The organism is Aquimarina callyspongiae (assembly GCF_034322225.1).
In the GTDB taxonomy this organism is placed as follows: Bacteria; Bacteroidota; Bacteroidia; order Flavobacteriales; family Flavobacteriaceae; genus Aquimarina.
This window is the reverse complement of record NZ_JAXLPA010000002.1, coordinates 1,051,728-1,076,772: the sequence shown is the minus strand read 5'-3', so window position 1 is coordinate 1,076,772 and position 25,045 is coordinate 1,051,728. Positions and strand designations below refer to the sequence as shown.

At 31.5% G+C, this 25,045-nt stretch carries 23 protein-coding genes; 14 read left to right on the top strand and 9 right to left on the bottom strand.

The window, feature by feature from the left end; translation table 11 throughout:
* Positions 1-16 precede the first annotated feature (16 nt).
* Positions 17-196, bottom strand: a complete 180-nt coding sequence (locus U0D62_RS11875) for a hypothetical protein (RefSeq protein ID WP_322287507.1) — start codon at positions 194-196, stop codon at positions 17-19.
* A gap of 338 nt (positions 197-534) precedes the next feature.
* Positions 535-1,386 carry a substrate-binding domain-containing protein gene (locus U0D62_RS11870; protein WP_322287506.1) on the bottom strand — a complete coding sequence of 284 codons (852 nt, stop codon included), beginning with the start codon at positions 1,384-1,386 and terminating at the stop codon, positions 535-537.
* Between the two features lie 156 nt (positions 1,387-1,542).
* On the opposite strand from U0D62_RS11870, the gene U0D62_RS11865 reads away from it, so the two are divergent.
* Positions 1,543-1,689, top strand: a complete 147-nt coding sequence (locus U0D62_RS11865; RefSeq protein ID WP_322287505.1) for a hypothetical protein — start codon at positions 1,543-1,545, stop codon at positions 1,687-1,689.
* Positions 1,690-1,838: 149 nt separating this feature from the next.
* Here U0D62_RS11865 and U0D62_RS11860 read toward each other — a convergent pair whose 3' ends face one another.
* The 5 genes from U0D62_RS11860 to U0D62_RS11840 form a co-directional block, all read right to left on the bottom strand.
* A complete protein-coding gene (locus U0D62_RS11860; RefSeq protein WP_322287504.1) occupies positions 1,839-2,900 on the bottom strand; it encodes a hypothetical protein in 1,062 nt (353 codons plus the stop codon).
* A gap of 522 nt (positions 2,901-3,422) precedes the next feature.
* A complete protein-coding gene (locus U0D62_RS11855; protein WP_322287503.1) occupies positions 3,423-4,295 on the bottom strand; it encodes a nucleoside phosphorylase in 873 nt (290 codons plus the stop codon).
* 1 nt (position 4,296) lies between these two features.
* Positions 4,297-5,235 carry a DUF1835 domain-containing protein gene (locus U0D62_RS11850; RefSeq protein ID WP_322287502.1) on the bottom strand — a complete coding sequence of 313 codons (939 nt, stop codon included), beginning with the start codon at positions 5,233-5,235 and terminating at the stop codon, positions 4,297-4,299.
* 78 nt (positions 5,236-5,313) lie between these two features.
* On the bottom strand, positions 5,314-5,646 hold the full coding sequence (locus U0D62_RS11845) for a translation initiation factor (protein ID WP_322287501.1): 333 nt from the start codon (positions 5,644-5,646) through the stop codon (positions 5,314-5,316).
* Positions 5,647-5,692: 46 nt separating this feature from the next.
* Positions 5,693-6,643: an isopenicillin N synthase family dioxygenase gene (locus tag U0D62_RS11840; RefSeq protein WP_322287500.1), complete on the bottom strand. Its 951-nt coding sequence runs from the start codon at positions 6,641-6,643 to the stop codon at positions 5,693-5,695.
* A 278-nt stretch (positions 6,644-6,921) separates the two neighbouring features.
* Here U0D62_RS11840 and U0D62_RS11835 point away from each other — a divergent pair, with 278 nt between their 5' ends.
* Complete coding sequence (locus tag U0D62_RS11835; protein ID WP_322287499.1) at positions 6,922-8,904, top strand: alpha-ketoacid dehydrogenase subunit alpha/beta; 1,983 nt, start codon at positions 6,922-6,924, stop codon at positions 8,902-8,904.
* A 123-nt stretch (positions 8,905-9,027) separates the two neighbouring features.
* Here U0D62_RS11835 and U0D62_RS11830 read toward each other — a convergent pair whose 3' ends face one another.
* Positions 9,028-10,140 (bottom strand): DUF3103 family protein, encoded by a 1,113-nt coding sequence (locus U0D62_RS11830; protein WP_322287498.1) that lies wholly within the window; start codon positions 10,138-10,140, stop codon positions 9,028-9,030.
* A 383-nt stretch (positions 10,141-10,523) separates the two neighbouring features.
* On the opposite strand from U0D62_RS11830, the gene U0D62_RS11825 reads away from it, so the two are divergent.
* From U0D62_RS11825 to U0D62_RS11770, 12 genes are read left to right on the top strand one after another with little or no spacing between them, the layout of a single operon-like run.
* Complete coding sequence (locus U0D62_RS11825) at positions 10,524-11,522, top strand: SDR family oxidoreductase (RefSeq protein WP_322287497.1); 999 nt, start codon at positions 10,524-10,526, stop codon at positions 11,520-11,522.
* Between the two features lie 35 nt (positions 11,523-11,557).
* Positions 11,558-12,838: a nucleotide sugar dehydrogenase gene (locus U0D62_RS11820; protein WP_322287496.1), complete on the top strand. Its 1,281-nt coding sequence runs from the start codon at positions 11,558-11,560 to the stop codon at positions 12,836-12,838.
* A gap of 45 nt (positions 12,839-12,883) precedes the next feature.
* Entirely contained in the window at positions 12,884-14,398 is a 1,515-nt protein-coding gene (locus U0D62_RS11815; protein WP_322287495.1) for a lipopolysaccharide biosynthesis protein, read from the top strand.
* A 5-nt stretch (positions 14,399-14,403) separates the two neighbouring features.
* Positions 14,404-15,684 (top strand): hypothetical protein, encoded by a 1,281-nt coding sequence (locus U0D62_RS11810; RefSeq protein ID WP_322287494.1) that lies wholly within the window; start codon positions 14,404-14,406, stop codon positions 15,682-15,684.
* Positions 15,685-15,740: 56 nt separating this feature from the next.
* A complete protein-coding gene (locus tag U0D62_RS11805; protein ID WP_322287493.1) occupies positions 15,741-16,721 on the top strand; it encodes a polysaccharide pyruvyl transferase family protein in 981 nt (326 codons plus the stop codon).
* Positions 16,722-16,725: 4 nt separating this feature from the next.
* Complete coding sequence (locus tag U0D62_RS11800; RefSeq protein WP_322287492.1) at positions 16,726-17,832, top strand: glycosyltransferase family 4 protein; 1,107 nt, start codon at positions 16,726-16,728, stop codon at positions 17,830-17,832.
* Complete coding sequence (locus U0D62_RS11795) at positions 17,829-19,043, top strand: glycosyltransferase (protein WP_322287491.1); 1,215 nt, start codon at positions 17,829-17,831, stop codon at positions 19,041-19,043. The genes U0D62_RS11800 and U0D62_RS11795 overlap by 4 nt, the downstream gene beginning before the upstream one ends.
* The gene (locus U0D62_RS11790) at positions 19,044-20,132 is read left to right on the top strand and encodes an EpsG family protein (RefSeq protein ID WP_322287490.1); all 1,089 of its coding nucleotides are present in this window, start codon (positions 19,044-19,046) and stop codon (positions 20,130-20,132) included.
* A gap of 18 nt (positions 20,133-20,150) precedes the next feature.
* Positions 20,151-21,149: a glycosyltransferase family 2 protein gene (locus U0D62_RS11785; protein WP_322287489.1), complete on the top strand. Its 999-nt coding sequence runs from the start codon at positions 20,151-20,153 to the stop codon at positions 21,147-21,149.
* Positions 21,150-21,161: 12 nt separating this feature from the next.
* Entirely contained in the window at positions 21,162-21,566 is a 405-nt protein-coding gene (locus tag U0D62_RS11780; protein WP_322287488.1) for a thiol-disulfide oxidoreductase DCC family protein, read from the top strand.
* A 38-nt stretch (positions 21,567-21,604) separates the two neighbouring features.
* Positions 21,605-22,072, top strand: coding sequence for a hypothetical protein (locus tag U0D62_RS11775; protein ID WP_322287487.1), 468 nt, complete (start codon positions 21,605-21,607; stop codon positions 22,070-22,072).
* A 1-nt stretch (position 22,073) separates the two neighbouring features.
* A complete protein-coding gene (locus U0D62_RS11770; protein ID WP_322287486.1) occupies positions 22,074-22,991 on the top strand; it encodes a hypothetical protein in 918 nt (305 codons plus the stop codon).
* A 63-nt stretch (positions 22,992-23,054) separates the two neighbouring features.
* Here U0D62_RS11770 and U0D62_RS11765 read toward each other — a convergent pair whose 3' ends face one another.
* Positions 23,055-25,028 (bottom strand): right-handed parallel beta-helix repeat-containing protein, encoded by a 1,974-nt coding sequence (locus U0D62_RS11765; RefSeq protein WP_322287485.1) that lies wholly within the window; start codon positions 25,026-25,028, stop codon positions 23,055-23,057.
* Positions 25,029-25,045 lie beyond the last annotated feature (17 nt).

The window sequence follows — 25,045 nt, the reverse complement described above, 5'->3', positions numbered from 1 at the left end:
GCAGTACGATTAAGTACTACGCAGCTTTAGGAATTCCAGTCGATTTAGTTTTCTGAGAATTAGCGTTGTTGTTAGTGATTTGATTGTTTTTAGTTTTTAGCTTCTTTTTATCAGCATCTACTGATTGCATACTGAATTTTAATAAAAGGAAGTTAAATACTATTAATCCACCTAGTATAAGCAAGAAAGTTACCATAATTGATTCGTTCGTTAATTATTAGATACATCGGTTGTTAATTGGTTGCGTATGTGTCAATAACTAATTTATTTTATTTGGGGGTAGGCACTGCAAATGTACAAAAATATTTTAGTTATTAAATACGGTAAAACCTTCAAACAACCGTTATTAGGGATTTGATCGACAAAATCCCTTTTGGTATTCGAAAATGTTAATGATTTTCTAAATTTTTTGAATACCTTATAGGTTATGTTCTATTTATATAACGGTTAAGAAGTGAAAAACCCTACTGTTTACAGTAAAAAAAGATGATTTTATAACCTCTGGGTTACAATTTGATCATATTTTGCATCCTTTTACAGTGAGAATTTGATGTTTTTTGGAGGAATTTTTTTATCAATAATATCAAGTTTGAATAATTGATCCTGAACTTCTTGTAAGATGTTATCATCAATTTGAGATTGACTCCACTCGGTTATAGTAAGCCATTTTTGAATATCCTCAAGTCTTTGATCATATCGATTAGCCAAAGTTTTATCGATATCCGGAATTTCTTTAAAATCAGAAGTAATAGTATTTATCACTTCCAGGATGGATTGTATTTGGTTTTTATTGGTTCTTAAAACATCTTCTCTAACAGCAACAACAAAACAAGGCCACGGCGTTGGACAATCTGCAACTCTTCTAAAAGTTCCTTCATCAACTAGAGGTTTTGTTGTAAAATGTTCCCACATAAAATAATCTGCTTCTTCATGAGTCAAAACTTTAATAGCACCTTCTAGGTTCTTAACAACTTCGAATTGAAGATCTGTTGTATCCCAATTTTGATATTGTGCATTAATATATGCCATTAAATGAGAACCCGATCCGTATCTGCTAATAGCAGCTTTTGTGTTTTTTAACTCCGAAAGATCAGTGTATTTTGATTTTGCTCCAACGTGAATTCCCCAAATCAAGGGAGTACCAATATATGTTTGAACAATTCTAGTGGTATTACCTTCGATAATTTCTTTTACAATACCCTCTGTTAATAATATAGCGATATCAATATCTTTATTTTCTAAAGCCTCACTCATGGCTCCAGTTCCTCCTGGATAGTCAATCCAGTCTAATTGAATACCTTTTTCTAAAAAATTGCCATTCTCAATGGCAAGATGCCAAGGTAAATTGAAATGTTCAGGAACACCTCCGATTTTAATTCTAAACATGCTTTTTAACTAAAAACGATTCTAAAATTGTATTTCGTCGATTATTTTTGTTTTTAAACGATGAAATATAATTATTTTGTTTATCTTTGAAATATTCTTCTTCCAAAAGAAGGTATATTTGGTATAAATTAAAAGCAAAGTAAAAACAATATTGCTATGAAAAAGAATCTTTTTAAGAATAAAAATGTTTATGTTAAAGTTGCAAGGTTAAAAAATAACCCTTTAGAGAATGGAATTGTTGTTTTTGTGGCTGTATTGTTACTAGCTAACTTATTGATTAGTCTTAAAATATTATTTGGATAATATTTCATCTTTTTTTAGGTGAATATTTCTATAAGATGCCCCTAAATACTATATTAAAAAAGGATAGATTAAGTTTCTATCCTTTTTTGTTATGTCGTTATCTGGTTAAACAGTGATAAATGTATTTGCCAGGAACAATTATCAATTTATTAAAAACTAACTGTAGTTCCTGCGGCATCATGACCATCGATCAACTGTTCTCCTTTTGAGAAGTTATCTCCGTTTTTAATTGCTTTATAGATATCTGTTCCAATATCTAACACTTCAAAACTTCCATTTTCCAGACAGGTTTCAGAAGAGGAGGAGCCTTTGTAAAAACATTTTTTGAATCCGCTATTATTTTCTAATATAAATACCTTCATTCCAGAACTTCTAACATAACCGGCATCTATGATTTGTTTCTTGTATAGTAATCGGCCTTTTTTATCTGCATTTTCTTTAGCTTTTCTATCTGCCCAGTATTTATTATTAGTTGCTTCAGTATCTCCATACCAACCCATTAATCTTCTATGGCGATTTAATTCGTCTTCGGTTGGAGTGTAAGCTTTTCTTTTTTTACGAATATTTGTTATATACTCACTAATGATATTTTTAAGATTTATACCTTCTAGAACTAATGTAGTTGATTTGTTTTTCTTTTTTTTACGTTTCTTTTTCTTTTTAGAATTAGTGTCGTCTGAGTTATCAGATGATGTTGTGTTTAATCTGTCAAAAATCTTATATCCTGTATTGCCTCCATTTGCTAAGTATACTTCGCCAATATCAAATGTTGAAGCATCTTCTGTTAAATTATACACACGAATAATAGCATCAGGAAGAACAATCCACCCAAAAGGATATGCTCTTTTTGTTTCTTTATGCCTTAAATAAGCAGGAAAAACATCATCATCATATTTGACAGTACCTCTTTGATCAACGTTTATGGTTCTTGAATCCATTGGCCCGTCAGATTTTGTAATCCCTCCAATGATATTGTCAAACTCTTTAGGCCCCGTTCCGCTGGTGACCCAGGTTCCAAAAGTAATTTCGTTATAATCCCCTTTTGATAAAATATCTTTGTTTTCGGTATCTGATTTTGTTTTGTTATAGTCAAAGTAGGTGAACAATGTCTTATTTGTCTCATGTTCTACAAGCATTTGATTGAAAGATTTTTGTGCTTGCAGTGTGTAACACATAAAAAGTAAAATAGATGATGCTAAAAGTTTTTTCATAATTTTTAATTTTTAAAACCCTAATTCTTTCACTTTTACTAGAAAACTTTATAAAAGATCTGGATTAAGATTTAGTTATTTGAGGTTATTTTATTATTTGATAAATCGTTTTGTTTTTGAATTCTTTCCTTACTGCTCCATCTTGGAGTAACCATTTGGGAAATAGTAAATGCATAACAGGTTTATTTGTAATACATTGGTAAAGATGTCGATTAGGAGCTGACCTGCTTTTCTTTTCTTTCTGAAAGTGTACTTTTTTCTTCTAAAAGATTCTTTTTAGAAAAACTCTTGCTAATTAAGAAGGGTTTGATCTTTTATCTATGATGATTTTATTATCACAGTGTTATGTGTTGATAATCAGGTAAAACCACTTTTTAATGATGATTTAGGATTTTGATTAAATGGTGTGGTAAATCAGACCAACATTAAATTGGGTTGAAATGAGGTAGAAATTATCAGTTAAAGGTTAGTTTTTGAAAACTATACCTTTAAGAATATTTTGTTTTTAAAATTATGATGGTTTTACAATCTTGAAATTTTGTCTAAAGTATATTGTATAAGTTGATCAACCACTATTTTTGGGTCTTTACTAAATTCTCCAGTGGATCGATTGGCAAGTATAGCATTCATAGATACCGCTCGGTGCCCTAGAAGTTTTGCCATTCCGTAAATTCCAGCAGTTTCCATTTCAAGGTTAGTTATCTTTTTATTGTTGTGAATAAAAGAGGCTATTTTTTGATTGAGCTTATCATCCTGAAGAGGTAATCTTAGTACCCGACCTTGCGGGCCATAGAAACCAACATTTGTTATAGTAACCCCTTTTTTAATTTTATCGCTTAATAAGTAATCAGTAAGATCACTATCAGATGTCACAGTATAAGGAACAGATTTGTTAGCATCCCAATCCAGGTGTTCTATAAGAGCTTTTGAAAATTCTGGTAGCTGTACATCAGTACTATCATAAAAATGTAAAAGACTGTCAAAACCTACTGCTATTTCTGAAATTATAAAACTATTGATAGGAATATCATTTTGTATAGCTCCAGAAGTACCGATTCTAATAATATCTAAACTAGTATGCTTTTCTTTCACTCTACGACTGTCCAAATCAATATTTACCAACGCATCTAATTCGTTAAAAACAATATCGATATTATCTGTACCAATACCTGTGGATATAACAGTTATTCTTTTTCCTTTATAAGTACCTGTTTGTGTATGAAACTCTCTTTTGTGAATACTAAATTCTACACGATCAAAGTATTGTGTTACCTGACTCACACGATCTGGATCTCCTACGGTTATGATAGTATCTGCCAGATGTTCTGGCTTAAGGTTTAGATGATATATACTACCATCGTTATTAAGGATTAGTTCTGATTGGGCTATAGCCATATTATAATTTTAATAAAGAGTGTGTTTGATCATTATAGAGGTAATCGTATTTTTTGACACCTCCATAATACCAATCCAGTTTTTGAGTATTGTAAAAGTTTTTTTGATGTTTTAGTGCTAATTTTCCTCTATCAGTTAAAACAAGACGATCTTTGGTTTGATCCAAAAACTGAAAAAGTCGAGCAATTACTCGTTTCATTTGCATATCACCATATCCATAGTACCCTTGATATTCTAATGCATATCCCATCAATTGTTTTACATTTTTAATTTGATATTTTTCGATCATTTCCAAAATGTTATGCTCTAGTACATTAAGTCCTGTGAGCATATTAGGAAAACGTTGAAGATGAGCTCTTAAGCAAATGGATAAGTATTCAAAAGAAGATTGTTTCTTGATTTGTCCTGCTATTTTTTTGGGGTTTGATTCACAATATAATGTCCAGACATGAGAAGCAAGTTCTAAATCATCAAGTGTGAGTTTAATTTTGTTTAGATAATGATTTTTTAGTTGATTATCAGATAATTCTGAAAGTCCTAGGCATTTTTTTTCATTTTCTATTCGACCGCTACAAACCAGATATATCGGGATTTCTTCAATTTTATGATCAAGTAAAATACTTATGGCGGCAATCATATTAATCTGACAAAAAAGATCATATTCAAACCATAATATAATTTGATCATATTCTTTTATTGTTTCTAACTTTTTAATTTGAGACACAAATTTCTCCTCATAATCATCAGGAGTAATTCTATAATATTTCTCAAAAAATGCTTTTCGTATCTGTATAGAGTTTTCTGATGCAATTTTAATTGTAGTTGGGCCTTCACATAACATTTCACGCCAAATGAGAAATTCTCCCTTTACAAGGTTTAATTCTTGCAAACGTTGCGTGATACTATCTCCATTGGTGATATGTAATGTTCTTTCCCCCAAAAAATATTTATTTAAATCTTCTTGTATTTTAAAATCTTCCCCAATAAAACTATTGGGGAATTATATAAACTTTGAATGTTATCCTCCTACACGTTTTACTTTAAACCCCATTTCTTTAAGTATATCCATGATTTTATCACGATAATCTCCTTGGATAATGATGCTTTCATTTTTAAAACTTCCTCCAACACTAAGTTTTGTTTTTAGTTCTTTTGCAAGTTTTTTAAAATCTTCATCAGCTCCTGTGTATCCTTCTAATATGGTTATAGGTTTACCTTTTCTTTTTTCATATTTGCATATGATTGGGTCATCCTGCATCCATATTTTATCTTCAGCATTATCATTAGAGATTTCTTTTTCTTCAAATTTATGATCAGGGAACAAGTTTTTAAGTTGATCTTGTATATCCATGAGAAAATAATTATTCTGTTATAAAGGTAATCTTCGAAACTACCAATTACTTTTTTATTAATCCAATTTCTACCAATCTTTGATGTAAAAATTCTCCTGCAGTAATATCATCATACTGTTTAGGGGTATCTTCGGTAATACATTCTTTTAAACAATTAAGTTTCATATCACTTCTAGGGTGCATAAAAAACGGAATTGAATACCTTGGTTTTCCCCATTGTTCTTTGGGAGGGTTTATTACTCTATGTATTGTAGATCTTAATTTATTATTAGTATGTCGCTCCAGCATGTCTCCAACATTGATCACCAATTCATCTTCTTGAGGAATTGCATCAATCCATTCTCCATCTTTACGTTGTACTTGTAATCCTCCTGTAGAAGCTCCCATTAATAAAGTAATCAGGTTAATGTCTCCGTGAGCTCCAGCTCTTACAGCGCCTTTAGGTTCTTCAGATATAGGAGGGTAGTGAATAGGTCTTAAAATACTATTACCATTACTTGCCCAATGATCAAAATAATGTTCATCAATACCTATATATATAGCTAAGGCTCTAAGAACGTATATCCCTGTTTTTTCTAACATTCGATACGTCTCCATTCCGGTAGCATTAAAATTGTCTAATTCATTGACAATAACATTAGGCGGATAATCTTCACTTAAATTAGCATCTTTATCTGGTTCTTGACCAAAATGCCAAAACTCTTTTAAATCACCTTCTTTCTTTCCTTTTGCATGTTCTTTTCCAAAAGAAGTATATCCACGTTGTCCACCTAGACCTTCGATCTCATATTTCTCTTTTGTCTCTACAGGGAGATCAAAAAATGACTTAATATCTTTATATAAATTTTCTATTAATTCATCACTTAAAAAGTGATTCTTAAGTGCTACAAAACCTATTTCTTCGTATGCTCTTCCTATTTCGTTGACAAATTTCTGCTTGCGTGAGGGGTCATCAGATAAAAAATCTGCCAAATCTACGCTCGGTATATTATTCATAATCTAGTGTCTTAAATTGAAAAACTAAAATAATTGTATTTGACCAAAAATACCTAATAGTCTTTCATAAAATTTAGTAATAGTTAAAAACTGATCAAATTAGTTATTTCTTAATATTTAAATTAAAAATCATAGTAAATTTAACTAATTCACAGAATTGTTTAAGTTAAATTAACAACTACTTAATAATATTACTATTTGAGATATATGAACTGAACTAAAAATAATTACATTTACGTAATTAATTTTATAGTATGAACCATATTTTAAAGGGAAAAATGCAAATTCAATTTGATAGAAAACATTATGATAATGATCTATTAATCTCTTTGTATAAAAATATGCTCAAGCCAAGGCTTATCGAAGAAAAAATGCTGGTATTACTTCGACAAGGTAAAATATCAAAATGGTTTAGTGGTATAGGTCAGGAGGCAATATCTGTGGGTGTTAGTAGTGTACTGAATAAAGATGAGTATATATTGCCAATGCATCGCAATTTGGGTGTGTTTACTACACGAGAAATCCCTTTATATAGATTATTTAGTCAATGGCAAGGAAAAGCTAATGGGTTTACTAATGGGCGAGATCGTTCTTTTCATTTTGGAACCCAGGAATATAACATTGTCGGAATGATATCGCATCTTGGCCCTCAGATGGGAGTTGCTTGTGGGATAGCTTTAGGAAACCTTTTAAAGAAAAACAATAAAGTTACTGCTGTATTTACAGGAGAAGGAGGTACAAGTGAAGGAGATTTTCATGAGGCTTTGAATATCGCATCTGTTTGGAATTTGCCAACATTATTTTGTATTGAAAATAATGGATATGGATTGTCCACTCCAACCAGTGAACAATACAATTGCGAAAACTTAGCGGATAGAGGAGTAGGGTACGGAATAGAATCACATATCATCGATGGGAATAATATTTTAGAAGTATATCATGTTGTAAATGAATTGGTTAATAGTATTCGCCAAAATCCAAGACCTATTCTATTAGAATTTAAGACATTTAGAATGCGTGGTCATGAAGAAGCAAGTGGAACTAAATATGTTCCTCAAGAGCTTATGGATCATTGGAAAGTTAAAGATCCTATTGAAAACTATAAAGAATATTTAATTGAAGAGGGAATACTTTCTTCGGATAAAGACCAAGAACTACAATCAATACTTAAGGAAGAGATAGAATCTCATTGGCAACAAACTGTAGAAGAAAAAAGAATATCAATTGATCTTGAAAAAGAGCTTGGTGATGTTTATAAAGATTTTGATTATAAAGAAATTAAACCTGGCCAAGAAACAAAAGAATTACGCTTAATAGATGCAATCTCGGATGGTTTAAATCAATCCATGAAACAATATGATAATCTTGTAATAATGGGGCAAGATATTGCAGAATATGGAGGAGTGTTTAAAATTACAGAAGGTTTTGTAGAAGTATATGGTAAAGATAGAGTTCGTAATACTCCGATTTGTGAGTCAGGTATTGTTTCTACTGGATATGGACTTGCTATTAATGGAAATAAGGCTGTGGTAGAAATGCAATTTGCCGATTTTGTATCATCAGGGTTTAATCCTATTGTTAATCTTCTGGCAAAATCTAATTATCGCTGGGATCAATCTGCAGATGTAGTGATTAGAATGCCTTGTGGTGCAGGAGTAGGTGCCGGTCCATTTCATAGTCAAACTAATGAAGCCTGGTTTACTAAAACGCCAGGACTCAAAGTGATTTATCCAGCTTTTCCTTTTGATGCAAAAGGATTGTTAATTACTGCAATAGAGGATCCGAATCCAGTATTGTTTTTTGAACATAAAGCGTTATATAGAAGTATTCGACAAGAAGTTCCAGAGGGATATTATAATTTGCCAATAGGTAAAGCTTCAGTTTTAAAAGAAGGAAGTGATGTTACTATTATTAGTTATGGAGCAGGAGTACATTGGGCGCTAGAAGCATTAGAGAAAAACCCTAAGGTATCAGCAGATTTAATTGATTTAAGATCTTTACAACCTTTGGATGTAGATACAATTTACCAATCGGTTAAAAAAACCGGAAAAGCAATTATCTTACAAGAAGACTCTATGTTTGGAGGAATAGCATCCGATGTTTCTTCTTTGATTATGGAAAATTGTTTTAAGTTTTTAGATGCTCCTGTTAAAAGAGTAGCAAGTCTTGAGACACCAATACCATTTGAGCCAGGTTTAGAATCTCAATATTTAGCAAAAGAAAGGTTTGAAAAAGAACTAATAGAGCTAATAGCATTTTAGATATAAAATAATTGTTTAAAAAGGATACCCCAATATTCAACTTCATTTGAATATTGGGGTATTGTTTTAGGTGTTCTTAATTAAAAAAAATCTGAGTGTTTAATGATTAAGAAACAAGGCCTTTTAGTTTTCTAAAACTGTAAAAGGACTCATGTTTACTTTTGCATTTCCGGAAGCTCCGTAATAATTGTTGTAGGATTTATTTTTTTCGATAGTATAAAAAGAATCTACATAGTCATCATCGTCAGTAAGCCAGGAATCAGGCAAAGCATTGATAATGGCAGAACCAATAGTTCCTAAGGCATTTACCCAAGATTGACCACTAAGAGTTCCGGCAATTTGAGCAACACCATCAATAATGATGCTTAATAAATCTCTGTAATTGTAATTAGAATCTTGTTCAAACAATTGAATGTTAGCAGCTTGGTACTTATATTCATCCCAGAATAATAAAATTTGATTTGGATAGTATGCTTGATCATCATGATCTAGATAATACATTGGGATTACTTTTAGCTCAGGTGAGTTGTTGGTATCTCTAATGCCAGAGGTAATTGCATAGATTTCAGCACCACCTTTGATCCAAGGCTCTTCATCATCTCTTAGTTCGATTCTATCAAGTTTTGTGGTTTCTAATGAAGCTTTTTCAAAAGAAGAATAAGTATCAAATGTATGAGCACCTTTTGATTGTAAACCAGCCTTTTTTAAAGAAGCATTCATAGCTTGAGATCTTAGCTGTAAAGCGTAGAAACCATTTTTTTCAATAACTATCACGGGTACGTCAGGAGCTTGTTTTGCATCAAGTAAAGTTTTGTTTCCCTGTAAATCAAAAGCAGTAATATGCTCTAAGTTTTCAGCATTTTCTGGAGCAATAGCAACTAGTACATTGTCAAAGTTGGTTATGCTTTTATTTGCCTGTAGCCAAAACTCATAGGATTCAAGATTGTTACTATTTCTGGTTCTTTGAATATTATCGACAAACGGAACACTTTTTTTTGAACTGATCTCAGTAGAGAATAAGGTTTCAAGAGAAACAGGTAGTGAGTTTTTTGATAATAGATCAATGACTTTGGTTTTGTTGTCGGATTCATTCATGATATCGATAAAATCCAGAACAATCTCATTGTTGAGTGATTGATTAGAATCAATTTCTGGTGTTACAGAATCATCTTGTTTTTCGCAGCTAGTAAAAAAAAGGCATAGAGCTGCGCTAATGGTTAGAAATGTTTTTTTCATTATTAATTTGGTTTTAAGATATATGCTAAAAGTAATTTTAAGATTTAAAAAATAAAAATTTATCTTCATTGTATATTTTAAAATAATTATTATAGTCCACGGCCAAAAGTGAGGTAGGTACAAACACCTGTTTTAATGTTACGAAAACGTTATTGTTGATAAAAATCGAATTTTATTTATCTGTGTGATTATCAGGTATTTGATGTGTTTTTGTTAGACGAAGTGATTACTTTTAACGTTAACGGAATAACCTTTACTTTATATAGGGGGTAAAATCCCCTTTAACATATGTTGCGAGTTCTAATCGGAAACCTTAATTTCGCGCTGTCTATGTTAAAAACATGGGCAAGGGGACTAAAAAACAAGGGGTTAATACAAAATTCATGAACACTATTCAACGAGAACATCTGCGTTCTTCGAAAATCCTGGTTACAGGTGCGGCAGGCTTTATAGGATCAAATCTTTGTGAAGCATTACTAGAAATTGGTAGTACCGTGGTTGGACTGGATAATTTTGCAACAGGACATAAAAAAAATCTTACAGCTATTCTAGATCATCCTAATTTTACCTTTATAGAAGGTGATATCAGGAATATAGAAGATTGTCATCGAGCTTGTAAAGGGGCTGATTATGTTTTACATCAGGCAGCATTAGGATCTGTACCAAGATCTATTAATGATCCTATTACATCAAATGATGTTAATGTCGGAGGTTTTTTAAATATGCTAGTAGCATCTAGAGATGCAGATGTAAAACGATTTATTTATGCTGCGAGCTCATCAACTTATGGAGACTCTAAAGCATTACCTAAAATAGAAGAAAAAATAGGTAAGCCATTATCACCATATGCAATTACCAAATATGTAAATGAACTCTATGCAGATAATTTTAAAAAAACGTATGATCTAGATACTATTGGACTGCGTTATTTTAATGTGTTTGGACGTAAACAAGATCCCAATGGTGCCTATGCCGCGGTGATTCCAAAATTTGTAATGCAGTTTATGGAATATGATGCTCCAGTAATCAATGGAGATGGTTCTTTTTCAAGAGATTTTACATATATCGATAATGTTATTCAAATGAACATTAGAGCAATGATCAGTGATAATGAAGAAGCACTGAATAACGTATATAATACTGCTTTTGGAGAGAGAACAACGCTTAACGAGTTGGTTACATTGTTAAAAGAGTATTTGTCAGACTTTGATCCGGCGATCAAAAATGTAGAAGTAAAGAATGGACCAGAACGTAGAGGAGATGTACCACATTCATTAGCCTCTATAGAAAAAGCTAAAACACTTTTAGGATACGAACCGGAGTTTGATATTAAATCAGGTTTAAAAGAAGCTGTTAAATGGTATTGGGAAAACTTAAAATAACACAATATTTTTGAGTAAATATAAATAACCAACTTATGACTAACATTAAAATTGCCGTTATCGGCTTAGGATATGTAGGGCTTCCATTAGCCAGACTATTTGCTACTAAGTATCCCGTTATTGGTTTTGATATCAATCAAAAAAGGATTGATGAACTTCGTTCAGGAACGGATACAACTCTAGAGGTCGAAGACGAGTTACTTCAATCTGTATTAAAAGATAATTCAAATATTGATTTGGGTTTATTCTGTTCTGCCAATCTTGAGGATATTAAGGACTGTAATTATTACGTAATAACAGTTCCAACACCAGTAGATAAAAATAACAGACCAGACCTTACTCCATTGTATAAATCCAGTGAAACTATAGGTAAAGTATTAAAAACAGGAGATATTGTTATATATGAATCTACAGTATATCCAGGAGTTACAGAAGAAGAATGTGTTCCTGTATTAGAAAAAATTAGTGGATTGACTTTCAATAAGGATTTTTATGCTGGATACTCTCCAGAACGTATTAATCCAGGAGATAAATTGCATACGGTAGAAAAAATCTTAAAAGTTACAGCTGGATCTACTCCTGAAATAGGAGAAAAAGTAAATGATCTATATGCTTCGGTTATTAGTGCAGGGACTCATTTAGCGCCCACGATTAAAGTAGCAGAAGCTGCAAAAGTGATTGAAAACTCGCAGCGTGATATCAATATCGCTTTTGTTAATGAATTAGCTAAGATCTTTAATCTTATGGATATCGATACCAATCATGTATTAGAAGCCGCTGGAACTAAATGGAATTTTCTTCCCTTTAAACCGGGACTAGTGGGAGGACATTGTATAGGCGTAGATCCTTACTATTTGGCGCAGCGAGCTCAGGAGTTTGGGTATCATCCTGAAATTATTCTGGCTGGGCGTAGGCTTAATGACAGCATGGGACAATATGTAGCCTCAGAAGTTATTAAACTGATGGTTAATCACGATATACGGATCAAAGGAGCTAATGTTTTAGTTTTAGGAATTACGTTTAAAGAAAACTGTCCAGATGTAAGAAATACAAGAGCTGTTGATGTAATCAATAACCTTAAAGAATATGGGACAGAAATTACAATTTATGACCCTTGGGCAGATCAAGATGAAGTAAGACACGAATATGGTTTAGAAACTGTAAATAAATTACCAGATGCTACTTTTGACGCAGTGGTACTTACGGTTGCTCATAAAGAATATCTGGATTTAGATCTTAAATCATTATTGATGCCTAATGGTGTTTTATATGATGTAAAAGGTATTATTACAGAAGAAGTTCACGGTAGATTGTAGAATTTACTTAAGCTTATAACAAATAACCTAAATAAATCAACCACTTTGAGTCAGTTAAAAAAGGGAGCTGTTCTAAATTATATTACTATAATACTAACCAATGTAATAGGGTTAGTGTTAACTCCTTTTATTATAAGTAAACTAGGCAACGCAGAATATGGTGTTTATACGGCTATTGGAGCGTTGGTAGGAACCATTTCGGTGCTGGATTTTGGGTTAAATAATACTATAGTAAGATTTGTAGCAAAATATCAGGCAGAAAAAGATAAAAAGAGTGAACAGAATTTTTTGGCCACAGTTTTATTAATTTACCTTTTTATTTCTGCACTGATTGTTATTATCGGTACCATATTTTATATGAATATTGATAATTACTTTGTAAAAATGTCTGCAGAAGAGATAGAGATCGCAAAAACTATGTTTTTGATTCTGATTTTTAATCTAGCTATTCGATTACCTGGTGGAGCGTTTACAGGAATCTGTTCTGGATATGAGCAATTTGTATTTCCTAAAACAGTTAATATTGTACGATATGTATTACGATCATTATTAGTTGTTGGATTACTATTTATGGGAGGGCGTGCTATTTCAATCGTGATTTTAGATACAATACTTAATCTTTTGATTATAATTATTACTGCATTTTTCGTGCTTAAAAAGTTAAAAGTAAAAATTAAACTTCACAGCTTTAATTATCCATTTATAAAGAAAATACTTGGATACTCTGTATGGGTATTCATATTTTCACTTGTTGGAATGTTTCAGTGGAAAGCAGGTCATGTAGTTCTTGGTGGTATTGTGATTTCTGAGGTATTGGCAATTTATGGTGTAGGTATTATGCTTGGAACTTATTACGGAGCCTTTTCTACTGCAATCTCTAGTGTGTTTTTACCGCGTGCTACCAAAATGTCAGTAGGTAATGTAACAGGAGAAGAGCTAACCGATATGATGATCAGGGTAGGTAGAATGTCATTTATTGTATTACTTTTTATATTAAGTGCTTTTATTCTGTATGGTAAACAGTTCGTATTTCTTTGGGTAGGAGAAACATATTATGATTCTTGGATAATAGCCATGTTAATTATGATTGCCTATACAGTACCATTGGTTCAAGGATTTGGAAATTCTATTCTGGAAGCAAAAAATAAACTTTCATTTAAAGCAATTTTATATTTGTCTTTTATGTTTGTAGGTGTGGGAATCGGGGCATTTTTAGCTAGAACACATGGCGCTATTGGTATGATTTCAGGTTCTGTAATCGGATGGCTTATCGTTCAGAATGTGATGAATTTCTATTATCATAGAGTCATTAAACTAAATATTTTAAGGTTCTTTAAAGAATTGTTTAGTAGAACTTTGTGGGTAGGTCTGCTCGCTGCTGGAATAGGTTATTTGATTAATTATTTACCAGGAGAAGGTTGGATTAATTTTATAGCCAAAGGAGTTTGTTATAGCATAGTATATGCAATTTTGATTTATTCTTTTGGGATGATAGCTTCAGAAAAGAAAATTTTCAGTGATATGTTTGGAGTGGTAACTAGAAAGTTTAAAAGAACTTAGAAAACATGTTTAAATTAGAAAACATACAAATAGAAGAGGGAAAAAAAATTTCCTATCAATATACTGTAGATAAACAGATTCAGGAATATTTTGATCTTAATAATTTATATTATGTTCTTTATGATCAAGACATAAGTCAAACTCCTATGAGTTTAGCTGTTATTCCTTTATTGGCTAATATTATGCCTATCTCATGGTTTGTAGGTTTTGATGTTTATATAGACGAGATAGATGAAACTTTTTATGAATCTCTTAAAGAGCTTAAAAAACAGTTTATTAAGTTTCATCCAGATAAAGAAATTAAAGGAACATTACATGTTAATACTATAGTCAAAAATGAATTTAAAGAAAATAATACTTCACTATTATTTAGTGGAGGGTTAGATTCTTATGATTCTTTGACAAGGCATTATGATAAGAATCCATACTATATTTCTATTCATGGAGCAGATGTGAAAATTGATGATACTGTGCGATGGAATGAATTCAAGAAATTTAATTCAGAAGAAGAGATTCTAGATCAGTCCAGGTTATTTTATGTTGAATCTAATTTAAGAGAGTTTTATACATACAAAATAGATTTGTTGGTTGATCATCTTGGATGGTGGGGTGCAGTTCAACACGGAATGGCATTACTAGGTGTATTATCTCCTTTAAGCTATAAATATGGAATAAGAGATATAAATATTGCCGCTTCTGCTACAAACGAAGTTACCTATAGCTGGGGATCATCACCAGCAATTGATGAAAATATGAAATGGGCAAATACAACAGTGACCCATGATGGATATCAATTTAGAAGAACTGATAAAACAGATAATGTTGTACGGTTTGTGAATAATTCAGAACATACTATAAAACTTAGAGTATGTTATGCAGATGAAAGAACGGGCTATAATTGTAATGTATGTCATAAATGTCAACGTACTACTTTAAGTTTGATCCTTTCAGGAGCTAACCCTAAAGATTATGGGTTAGATGTACCTGATAATTTTTATGATTTAATATTTAAGAATTTTGGTGAAGATTGTGTGATGACCAAAGGAATTAAATATCAATGGACCTGTATACAGGACAAAGCAGCAGAAGTAAATGATTTCTTTGTTATAAAAGATAAAGAAAAAGAACAGCAAGCTATTCAACGTTTTATTGACCTGGATCTTGACGAAATAGTCAATAAGAATGAGGCCAAAGTAAAACAGGATAAAAGAAGGAAGTTTGTGTTAAGACAAAAGTTTCCATTTTTATATAAAGTATATAGAATTATCAGATATCAAAAAATATAAACAGATGAAATCGTTAAAGATTCTATCTGACCTTTGAAAACAATAAATATAAACAGATGAAATACGGATTATTAACATATCAAGAAGGCAAGGAAAAATATAATGTTGGTGATTATGTGCAGAGTCTCGCCGCAAGACAATTTCTTCCTCAAGTAGATCAATTTATGAATCGTGAGAAATTAGGTGAGTATAAAGGAGATCCTATTCAGCTAATTATGAATGGTTGGTTTACTCATAATATTCATCATTGGGTACCTTCTGAAGAGATAGATCCTTTAATGGTATCTTTTCATATGAACTCTACGGCAGCTCCTTTTATGTTATCAGAAAAAGGAATAGCCTATCTTAAAAAACATGGACCAATTGGTTGTCGTGATAAGTATACAGTTAAGATTCTTAAAGAAAAAGGAATCGAGGCTTATTTTACTGGTTGCTTAACTTTAACATTAGATAATTATAAGGTTGATGATTCAGAAAGAGGAGATGATATTTACATCGTAGATCCATTTTATAACTATCCTACTTCTGATAAATTGTTTTTAACCCCAAAACATTTTGTAAAAGGTGTATTAAAAGGAGATGCATTTAACCTTAATAAAATTCAGAAACAGCTCAAGAAAGTAGTTGATGAAGATTTGTTGACTACAGCAAAATATGTAACTCAGATTCTACCAACAGGAAAACAAACCGATGAAGAGAAGTTTGAGTATGCAGAAGAATGTTTAAAAAAATATGCTAAAGCTAAACTAGTAATTACTTCACGAATTCACTGTGCATTACCATGTTTAGCAATGGGCACACCAGTAATATTCCTTAATGCGTTTAACACTTTTGTAGATACTTGCCGTTTTGATGGTATTGCAGAGCTATTCAATAGAGTAGATGTTGCAGATGATGGAAGTTTTACGGCAAACTTTGATCTTCCAGGCAAAATTAATAGAGATACGATGGTTACTAATTTAGGATTGCACCATGCATTGGCTGAGCCTCTAAAAGAAAAATGCAGAAATTTTATTAAAACAGCTTCTGCGGTATAGAGAAATGAAACTTCTTTATATAACAAATCAAATTTCTGGAGCTGCAGGCTTAGAACGAGTTCTTTCTATAAAGGCAAGTTATCTGGCTGATAAGTTAGGATATGAAGTACATATAATTACTTTAAATCAGGGTGATGTTCCTTTGTTTTATGATTTTAGTGATAAACTAATATATCATGATATAAAAGTATCAGGGAATCCTATCAAATACCTGAGAACTTATAGAAATGTATTGAGAAATAAAGTGAAAGAAATAAAACCGGATATCATATCAGTATGTGATGATGGTTTGAAAGCTTTTACCCTTCCATTTATTCTTAGAAAACCGTGTCCTATGATATACGAAAGACATGTTTCTAAAAATATAGAGGTACAGACTGAACAAGCATCGATTTTGAAAAAAATCAAAACCAAACTTGTATACAGTCTAATGAGTTTTGGGGGTAAACGATACGATAAATTTGTAGTCTTGACTAAGGATAATCTCCAGGAATGGAATCTACCTAATCTTAAGGTGATTTCTAATCCATTATCATTTTATCCAGAAGAAACCTCAAATGTGACTAATAAAAAAGTATTAGCGGTAGGGAGACAATGTTTTCAGAAAGGATACGATCGTTTACTAGAGAGTTGGAAAATAGTTTCTGAAAAATTCCCTGATTGGAAATTGGAAGTATACGGTAAATTTGAAGAAGGAGCACCTTATCACCAATTAGCAGAAAAGTTAGATATAGATAACAGTGTATCATTTCATAAACCGGTAAAAAATATAGGAGAGGTGTATAAAGAAGCTTCTATTTATGTAATGTCTTCAAGGTTTGAAGGATTTGGGATGGTACTAATAGAAGCTATGGCTTACGGAGTGCCTTGCGTTTCTTATAATTGTCCTTGCGGGCCTCAGGAGATTATTTCAGATAAAAAAGATGGATTTCTTGTTGATAATGGAAATATTACGGCATTTGCAGATCAAATAGAAACCTTAATAAAGGATCAGAGTCTTAGAGAAATTATGGGTAAAGAAGCTAGAGAAAAAGCATCTAGATATCTGCCAGAACAAATTGTTCCTCAATGGGATGCGTTGTTTACACAATTAACTAAAACAACATCATGAGAAATATTTTACTCATAATGCCATATGGTAGTGTAGGAGGTATGGAACGATTAGCTTTAACCTTTTATAATCATTATAAATCAAAAGGATATCAGGTTAAAGCCTTGAAATTTATTAAAATGGAATCTGATATCATCAATTTTGGTGAAGATGAATTGTTTTTTAAACCATACGATTTTGTAAAAATGTCAAAGGTAGAAAGAGCATTATTCTATTTTAAGGCACCTTTTTTAATACGTAAAATAATACGTAAACACAACATAACAGATTCGATCGCTTTTGGTGATATGGCAAATCTATTTAGCTCGTTGTCATTTACCAAAGAGTTCAAAGTAGGAAGTATCCATGCTCTTAAAAGTGTAGAATTTAGTAACCCTACTTTTTTTAACAAAATCTTCAAAAAAAGCTACCGCACTTCATATAAGTATCTTGATAAAGTTGTGTGTATTAGCAAAGCAATTAAACAAGATTTAATAGAGAATTGCCAGTATAAGTTTTCCAATTTGGAGATTATTTATAATCCTCATAATATAGATGAAATTGTTAAAAGAAGTAAAGAGGTTATAGATGATCAGAAGGAATTAGAAGTTTTTTCAAAACCTGTAATTCTTTTTTTAGGGAGAATGTCTGTTCAAAAATCACCTTGGCATTTAATAAGAGCATTTTCATTGGTTCTTAAAAAGAACCCTGATACTAATTTGGTTTTTATTGGAGATGGAGACGGAAGAGTTGTAGATCATATTGAGGGGTTAATAAAACAATTCGATTTACAAAATAATGTATTTCTTCTTGGTAGAAGAAGTAACCCATATAAATACTTAGCAGCGGCAAAAGTGTTAGTTCTTTCTTCTCATTATGAAGGTACTCCCAATGTAATTGTAGAATCAATAGGTGTAGGTACTCCGATTGTATCTTCATATTGCACTAAGGGAATTATAGAACTTATGAGTAGTTCTGATCATCCAGAAAGTGATCAAAATATTAAGACAGAATCGGGTATAGTTACTCCTAATCTTTTTAAAGGAATATTGGGAGTTCCAGAAACTGACCAATGGATTTCTGAAGAAGAAAAATTGGCTGAAGGCTTATCTTTGGTTCTTACAGATGATAATTATAAAACAGATTTGAAAAAGTTCAGATCGGATTTATTGTCTAAATTTGATTTAGAAAATGTAGCCAAAACCTATATAGAAAAAACAAAGACTGCGTAGATGATTGATTTTGTTCCATTAGAATATTACTACCCGTTATATATCAATGGAGCACTTGCTATTGTATTGTTTACAATGATTCATACCTGGATATTAGAGATGAATGATAGCAGAAATATATCCTATATCAAAGCTATTGGTCTTTTTATTCTTGTTTTCTTAATTATTTATATAGGATTACGCCCGGTAAGTGGTAAGTACTTTATAGATATGCGTACATATGCCAGGCATTTTGAGCATTACTTATATGGAGGCGATGTTATTGTAGATAAAGATGTCATTTTTCATATGTTTATGAAATTTTGTGCTACGTTTTTATCCGTAAATGGATTTTTCTTGCTCTGCGCTTTCATATATATTTATCCTATGTATAGGGTCTCTAAAGTGCTGTTTAAGGATTACTGGTTTTACTCTTTCTTTATGCTAGTGATCTCCTTTTCGTTCTGGACTTATGGCGTAAACGGTATTAGAAACGGAATGGCTACTTCTTTGTTTTTAATGGCATTATCGTATCCTAATAAAAAGGTAATGCAGATATTGTTTTGTGTATTGGCAGCACTATTTCATAAAACACTATTGCTTCCGATAGGAGCTTATATTCTTACATTCTTTTATAATGCCCCCAAAACATTTCTTATTGGATGGCTTGTTGCCATACCAATGTCTATAGCATTAGGAGGTTTTTGGGAATCTCTTTTTGCTTCAATGGGATTTGCAGATGATAGATTAGGAGGATATTTGACAGGAGGAGAAACTCAGGGGAGATCTGGTTTTAGATATGATTTTTTGATATATAGTGCTTTCGCCGTTTTTGCAGGATGGTATTTTATTTTCAAAAAACAATTTGAAGATAAGTTATATTTTCAAATATTTAATGTCTATGTAATGGCAAATGCTTTTTGGATATTGGTGATTAGAGCAAATTTCTCTAATAGATTTGCTTACCTGTCCTGGTTTCTAATGGCAGTAGTAATTGTATACCCCTTTTTAAAACAAAGATTTTTTAAAAACCAACATATATTGTTAGGTAGAGTAGTGTTCTTATACTTTGCTTTTACCTACTTTATGTATTTTATATATTATGATTAATAGAATCATAAAATGCTCATGAAAAAAATAAGTGTTATCGTACCTATGTATAACGTAGCTCAGTATTTACAAAAATGTGTAGATTCTGTATTGCAACAAAACGTAGGGCACGAAGAGATAGAGATAATAATGGTTAATGATGAATCGCCAGATAATAGTCTGGAGATTGCTAACCAATTAGCAGAGGAACATTCGTGTATTAAAGTAGTTTCTCAAAAAAATAAAGGATTAGGAGGGGCTAGAAATACAGGTGTAAGCAATGCAACAGGAGAGTATATTGTATTTCTTGATGCAGATGATTGGTTGGTTCAGAATTCATTAGATAAGTTGCTTAAGCTGGCATCAGATAACAATTTGGATATCCTTGAGTTTGGAGCAAACCTGGTAAATGAAGATGGAGAAATAACGAGTACGGTTGCCACAAATAGTGAAGGCAAATTGTATACTGGAGTTACGTATTATAATACTATAAAATACTCAGGTTCTGCCTGTAATAAATTATATTCAAGGTTGTTCTGGGAGCGTCATAATCTGGCTTTTCTAGAACAAATTTATGGAGAGGATTTTGAGTTTAATACTCGATCTTTCTTTTATGCTCAGCGAGTAATGGCCACAGAGATAATAGGAGCAGAGTTTTTACAAACTTTTAATTCTATTACCAGAAATAGTGATCGATCTAAAAAAGATAAATATGCCAGAGATTATATAACCATATTAACCAGTATACGAGACTTTTTTGAGACTCATAGAGATGATGAAAATAAAGAGATCATCAAATTCTTTACAGAAAGGTTAACCATGGTTAATGTAAATGCTTTTTATCTATTGTTTAAAAATAACTATTCTTTTAGAGAAATTACTAATTATAGAAGAACCTTGAGAAAGAATGGATTATTGTTTATAACGCATGAAATAGCTAATAAAAAGAAAAACCTTTTTAGAAAAATAATGATAAATAATAGTTACCTGTTTAGATTCTCTCAACCAATCAAAAAGTTACTCAAAATCACAGGTTAACCCAATCATACAATGGAAGAAAAGAAAATAATATTTTTTGACGGTGTTTGCAATCTCTGTAATAGTTTCATTGATTATGTGATCAAAAGAGATAAAGAAAAAAAGATTTTTTATTGTTCTCTTCAATCAGAAGAAGCACAAACAATTCTTAAGCCTTTTGAGATAGATTTAGAAAAAGGATTATCTACTATATATTATTATGATAAAGGCAAGTTGTACAAGCGATCAACTGCTATTTTAAAAATATATAAAGAACTATCAGGATTTCCAAAATTTGCATCCGGAATAGCTCTTATTATTCCAGCATTTTTAAGAAATGTAGTATATGATTTTATTGCAAAAAATCGATACCGGTTCTATGGCAAAAAAGAAACCTGTAGATTACCAAGCCTAGAAGAAAGAAACCAATTTTTATAAAACTAACAATATTAGACGATCATTTAAAAATTAAACTTGTGAAAAAAATAACAATACTTAAATACTTAGTACCAGCCGTTATGATATTCTTTTTTGTGAGAAATGTCGTTTTGGTAGAAACTGACGGAATGGACAGTTGGATGGGAGGAGGCATGAGAATGTTCGGAAAAGTAGATAAAATGCTATATAGAGTATCAGGATTTAATGTCGAACATAATGGTAATGTATATTTTGTAAACCTTCGTAATGTCCCTGAACTTGAAGATGAAGATGTAAAAGCACGTATTTTACCCAATGATAAAAGATTGAAGAGTATTTTAGGAAAAATCAAAACATATTCCTGGTGTTATGATAGTATTTCAGATTCAGTTGTTCTAAGGAAAGATGGTACCTGTATAAGCATTGATAAGGGTGCAATCAAATCTGTTGAAGTATATCGTATACAATATGATGAGTCTTCTAAAAAAATTAATTTAAATCAGATTAATGATGTTCAAAGCAAGTAACATGAAAACAAAAATAAACTCATATATAAATCTGATTGACCAAAGCCTTGGATTACAGAACCCAGAACAACTTTTGCATTTATTCTTACGCCTGATGCTGATATTGTTGTTATTGTTTATGAATGACAATGCGTACTTATCTATTTTTATGCCTGTATTCTTAGTGCCTGGTATATTGTTTAAGAGTATCGCACATAACAAATACTATTGGTTATTATTATCTGTAATAAGTGCTTTATTTTATCTAGTATTGGATTTAGTAGGATACGTTCCAAACCATAAACATATGTTTGCTTATGCAATTATTGCAGTAACAGCAGTTTTGTTTATGAATGAAAAGGCTCAAGTATTATCATCATTAGGATTACAATCCAGATTCATTATTGGATTATGTTTTTTGTTTGCTACAGCAGGAAAATTTCTGGCACCTGAGTTTCTGGATGGAAGATTCTTTGATTTTACCAACACTACAGATCCAAGATTTTTTGGAGTTACCTCTATAGTAGGAGATATAGATAAACAACAATTAATATTAAATGAATCAAATTTGAGGAATTTAATCAACTCTGGGAACCCTAATGGTTTTTTTACATTGAATATAAATGATAAAGTATCTTTTCTGGGGATGATACTTTCCTATTGGACCATATTTATAGAAGGAATGATTGCGATATCATTTTGTTTACCAGAACGATTTAAATTGTCAAAATATAGAAATTGGTTTTTAGTAGCATTTATACTAACGACCTATCCAATTGCAACTGTTGCAGGGTTTGCCATTATTCTTACCGCATTAGGTTTTATGCAATCTATAGAAGATAATAAAGTAACGAATTATTCTAGATTCTATCTTTTAGTTTTTCTAGTATTACCATTAATAGATATTCCGTTTTCTAGAATTTTTAAAATATTCCTATAAAATAAATAAAAGAGGCTGATCAAACTGATCAGCCTCTTTTATTATAATGTTATAATTTTTTTATTATCTAGCTTCACAACTATTATTAGATTCAGAAACTTCACTTGAGTTGGTAGTAGATTCAATCTTAATACACTCAGCATTACCTGTTACCTGAATCGAATTATTGGTTATAGTAATATCTTGATTAACATCTCTTAAATGAATACCATTAGAGCTTCCAGAGTCAATAGTATTTCCTGATAGACTAATATTAACCGAATCATAGATAGATGTGCTTACATTTACAATGTTCTCATTAAAGTTTAATCCAACAGTTTCTTCTATATTGGCTCTTCCCGAAGAGTCAAAATTGTTATTTCTAACCGTAAACTGGAAATTATTAGCTTCAGCAGCGGTATTAACTCTTACAAATTTATATGGATCAGCCGTAACATTGGTTTCATTGTCATAAATCTCAACATTATCTAGAGAGGTTACGTGTGCAAATATACCTTTACTACTAGCAACATTACTAGTAATCTTGTTTCCATAGATTTGAGAATCTATAAGTGACCTTAGGAAAATCCCTTGTTCACAGTTCTCAATTGTATTGTTGTATACTTTATTTTCTCTACTAAAAACTGTAATTCCGGATTCATATCCTCGGATTGTGTTTCCGTATATTTCATTACCAAAAGTAGTAGCGGTATTATCAGATCTACCACCAACGATACCAGATCTACCTACCCTGTTAGGATTAGCAGTTAAGGTATTGTTTCTAATTTTGGTTCCAGTTGTATAACTCCAAGAGATACTTGTTTCAATATCATTATCTTCTACGATTACATCTTCTCCAATATATACAGCAAACCCACCAGCAACACTAGCACGTTCAGTATTATTTCTTAACGTAATATCTCTAGCTCTCTCATAATATACAATCTCACCATTATCAGCTCTTTCTCTATGAGCTTCAATATCAATTGCAAATTTGGGAGGCGTTCCTGTAGAAGACCCAGTATCAATTCCTGCATTAAGAAAGGTGTTGTTTTCGATTAAAATATCAAAACCATCTGTAATGGATAAGTTATTTCTTCTGTTACCATCAAATGTACATCCGGTAACTACAATATTATTAGAAGGTTTATAATTACTTTGAAAAGTAAAATTAAGACTGTCTATTTTCATACCATCACCATTAGCATGAAACATCTTTAATCCGGTAATGGTAACATTTACTGCAGCGTGAAGATGCATAAGGTGACCTTTTTCATGAGTTCCTCCATTGGTAAAAATATGATTGTCTCTATCACCGTGTAGGTTACCACCTGTAATAGTAACATTAGCAGCATCTCTAATGGCTAATAAAGCATACCTGGGATTATCATTAGGAAAAACACGTAAATGTGTGTTATCCGTCATTACTAAGTTGAAATCTGACGGAACGTTAATTCCTTCTTCAGAAGGGTAAAAATTTTGATTTGTTGTAGTACTGGTTACTTTTCCAACTTCAAAATAAGCATCAAGCTCATCTATTTTAAATGTTGTTCCTTCTAAATTTTTGATTATTAAGAACAAGTTTTCTAAGAAATCATTGTTTTCCTGTGCCACACTAGAAGTGGTTTCTCCTTGAACAATATCCCAACGAGAAGCTACAAAGTTAAAAGTAGGATCTTTTAAACGAGCATCTCCAGAAACTGTTAATTTAGAGTTTAGTAGATCACCATCAATATAACCTCCAGAGAAGTTAAGTGTACCATTGATAATTCTTCCACCATCGTAATCAAAATTTACATTGGTTGGAAGATCAACAGTTCTACCTTCAAGATCTAATACACAATCAATTGTTATAGTACTATTGGCAGTAACATCAGATAAATCAAAATCACACGGAGTATCCGTTGCATTTCCATCCGGATCATCATTGTCAGGATCCGTTGTATCTGGATCAGGGTCAGTAATTTCATCAGAAATAATTTCTTCTATACTTTCATTACTACATGAAATAGAACATATAGCAAAAGTAATTAAGAGGTAATAAATTAAGGTTTTCATCGGGGGTTATTTAATTA

Coding starts and splice junctions, on each gene's coding strand:
- U0D62_RS11875 (WP_322287507.1), bottom strand. CDS start 196: ATGGTAACTTTCTTGCTTATACTAGGTGGATTAATAGTATTTAACTTC.
- U0D62_RS11870 (WP_322287506.1), bottom strand. CDS start 1,386: ATGTTTAGAATTAAAATCGGAGGTGTTCCTGAACATTTCAATTTACCT.
- U0D62_RS11865 (WP_322287505.1), top strand. CDS start 1,543: ATGAAAAAGAATCTTTTTAAGAATAAAAATGTTTATGTTAAAGTTGCA.
- U0D62_RS11860 (WP_322287504.1), bottom strand. CDS start 2,900: ATGAAAAAACTTTTAGCATCATCTATTTTACTTTTTATGTGTTACACA.
- U0D62_RS11855 (WP_322287503.1), bottom strand. CDS start 4,295: ATGGCTATAGCCCAATCAGAACTAATCCTTAATAACGATGGTAGTATA.
- U0D62_RS11845 (WP_322287501.1), bottom strand. CDS start 5,646: ATGGATATACAAGATCAACTTAAAAACTTGTTCCCTGATCATAAATTT.
- U0D62_RS11840 (WP_322287500.1), bottom strand. CDS start 6,643: ATGAATAATATACCGAGCGTAGATTTGGCAGATTTTTTATCTGATGAC.
- U0D62_RS11835 (WP_322287499.1), top strand. CDS start 6,922: ATGCAAATTCAATTTGATAGAAAACATTATGATAATGATCTATTAATC.
- U0D62_RS11830 (WP_322287498.1), bottom strand. CDS start 10,140: ATGAAAAAAACATTTCTAACCATTAGCGCAGCTCTATGCCTTTTTTTT.
- U0D62_RS11825 (WP_322287497.1), top strand. CDS start 10,524: ATGAACACTATTCAACGAGAACATCTGCGTTCTTCGAAAATCCTGGTT.
- U0D62_RS11820 (WP_322287496.1), top strand. CDS start 11,558: ATGACTAACATTAAAATTGCCGTTATCGGCTTAGGATATGTAGGGCTT.
- U0D62_RS11810 (WP_322287494.1), top strand. CDS start 14,404: ATGTTTAAATTAGAAAACATACAAATAGAAGAGGGAAAAAAAATTTCC.
- U0D62_RS11805 (WP_322287493.1), top strand. CDS start 15,741: ATGAAATACGGATTATTAACATATCAAGAAGGCAAGGAAAAATATAAT.
- U0D62_RS11800 (WP_322287492.1), top strand. CDS start 16,726: ATGAAACTTCTTTATATAACAAATCAAATTTCTGGAGCTGCAGGCTTA.
- U0D62_RS11795 (WP_322287491.1), top strand. CDS start 17,829: ATGAGAAATATTTTACTCATAATGCCATATGGTAGTGTAGGAGGTATG.
- U0D62_RS11790 (WP_322287490.1), top strand. CDS start 19,044: ATGATTGATTTTGTTCCATTAGAATATTACTACCCGTTATATATCAAT.
- U0D62_RS11785 (WP_322287489.1), top strand. CDS start 20,151: ATGAAAAAAATAAGTGTTATCGTACCTATGTATAACGTAGCTCAGTAT.
- U0D62_RS11780 (WP_322287488.1), top strand. CDS start 21,162: ATGGAAGAAAAGAAAATAATATTTTTTGACGGTGTTTGCAATCTCTGT.
- U0D62_RS11770 (WP_322287486.1), top strand. CDS start 22,074: ATGAAAACAAAAATAAACTCATATATAAATCTGATTGACCAAAGCCTT.
- U0D62_RS11765 (WP_322287485.1), bottom strand. CDS start 25,028: ATGAAAACCTTAATTTATTACCTCTTAATTACTTTTGCTATATGTTCT.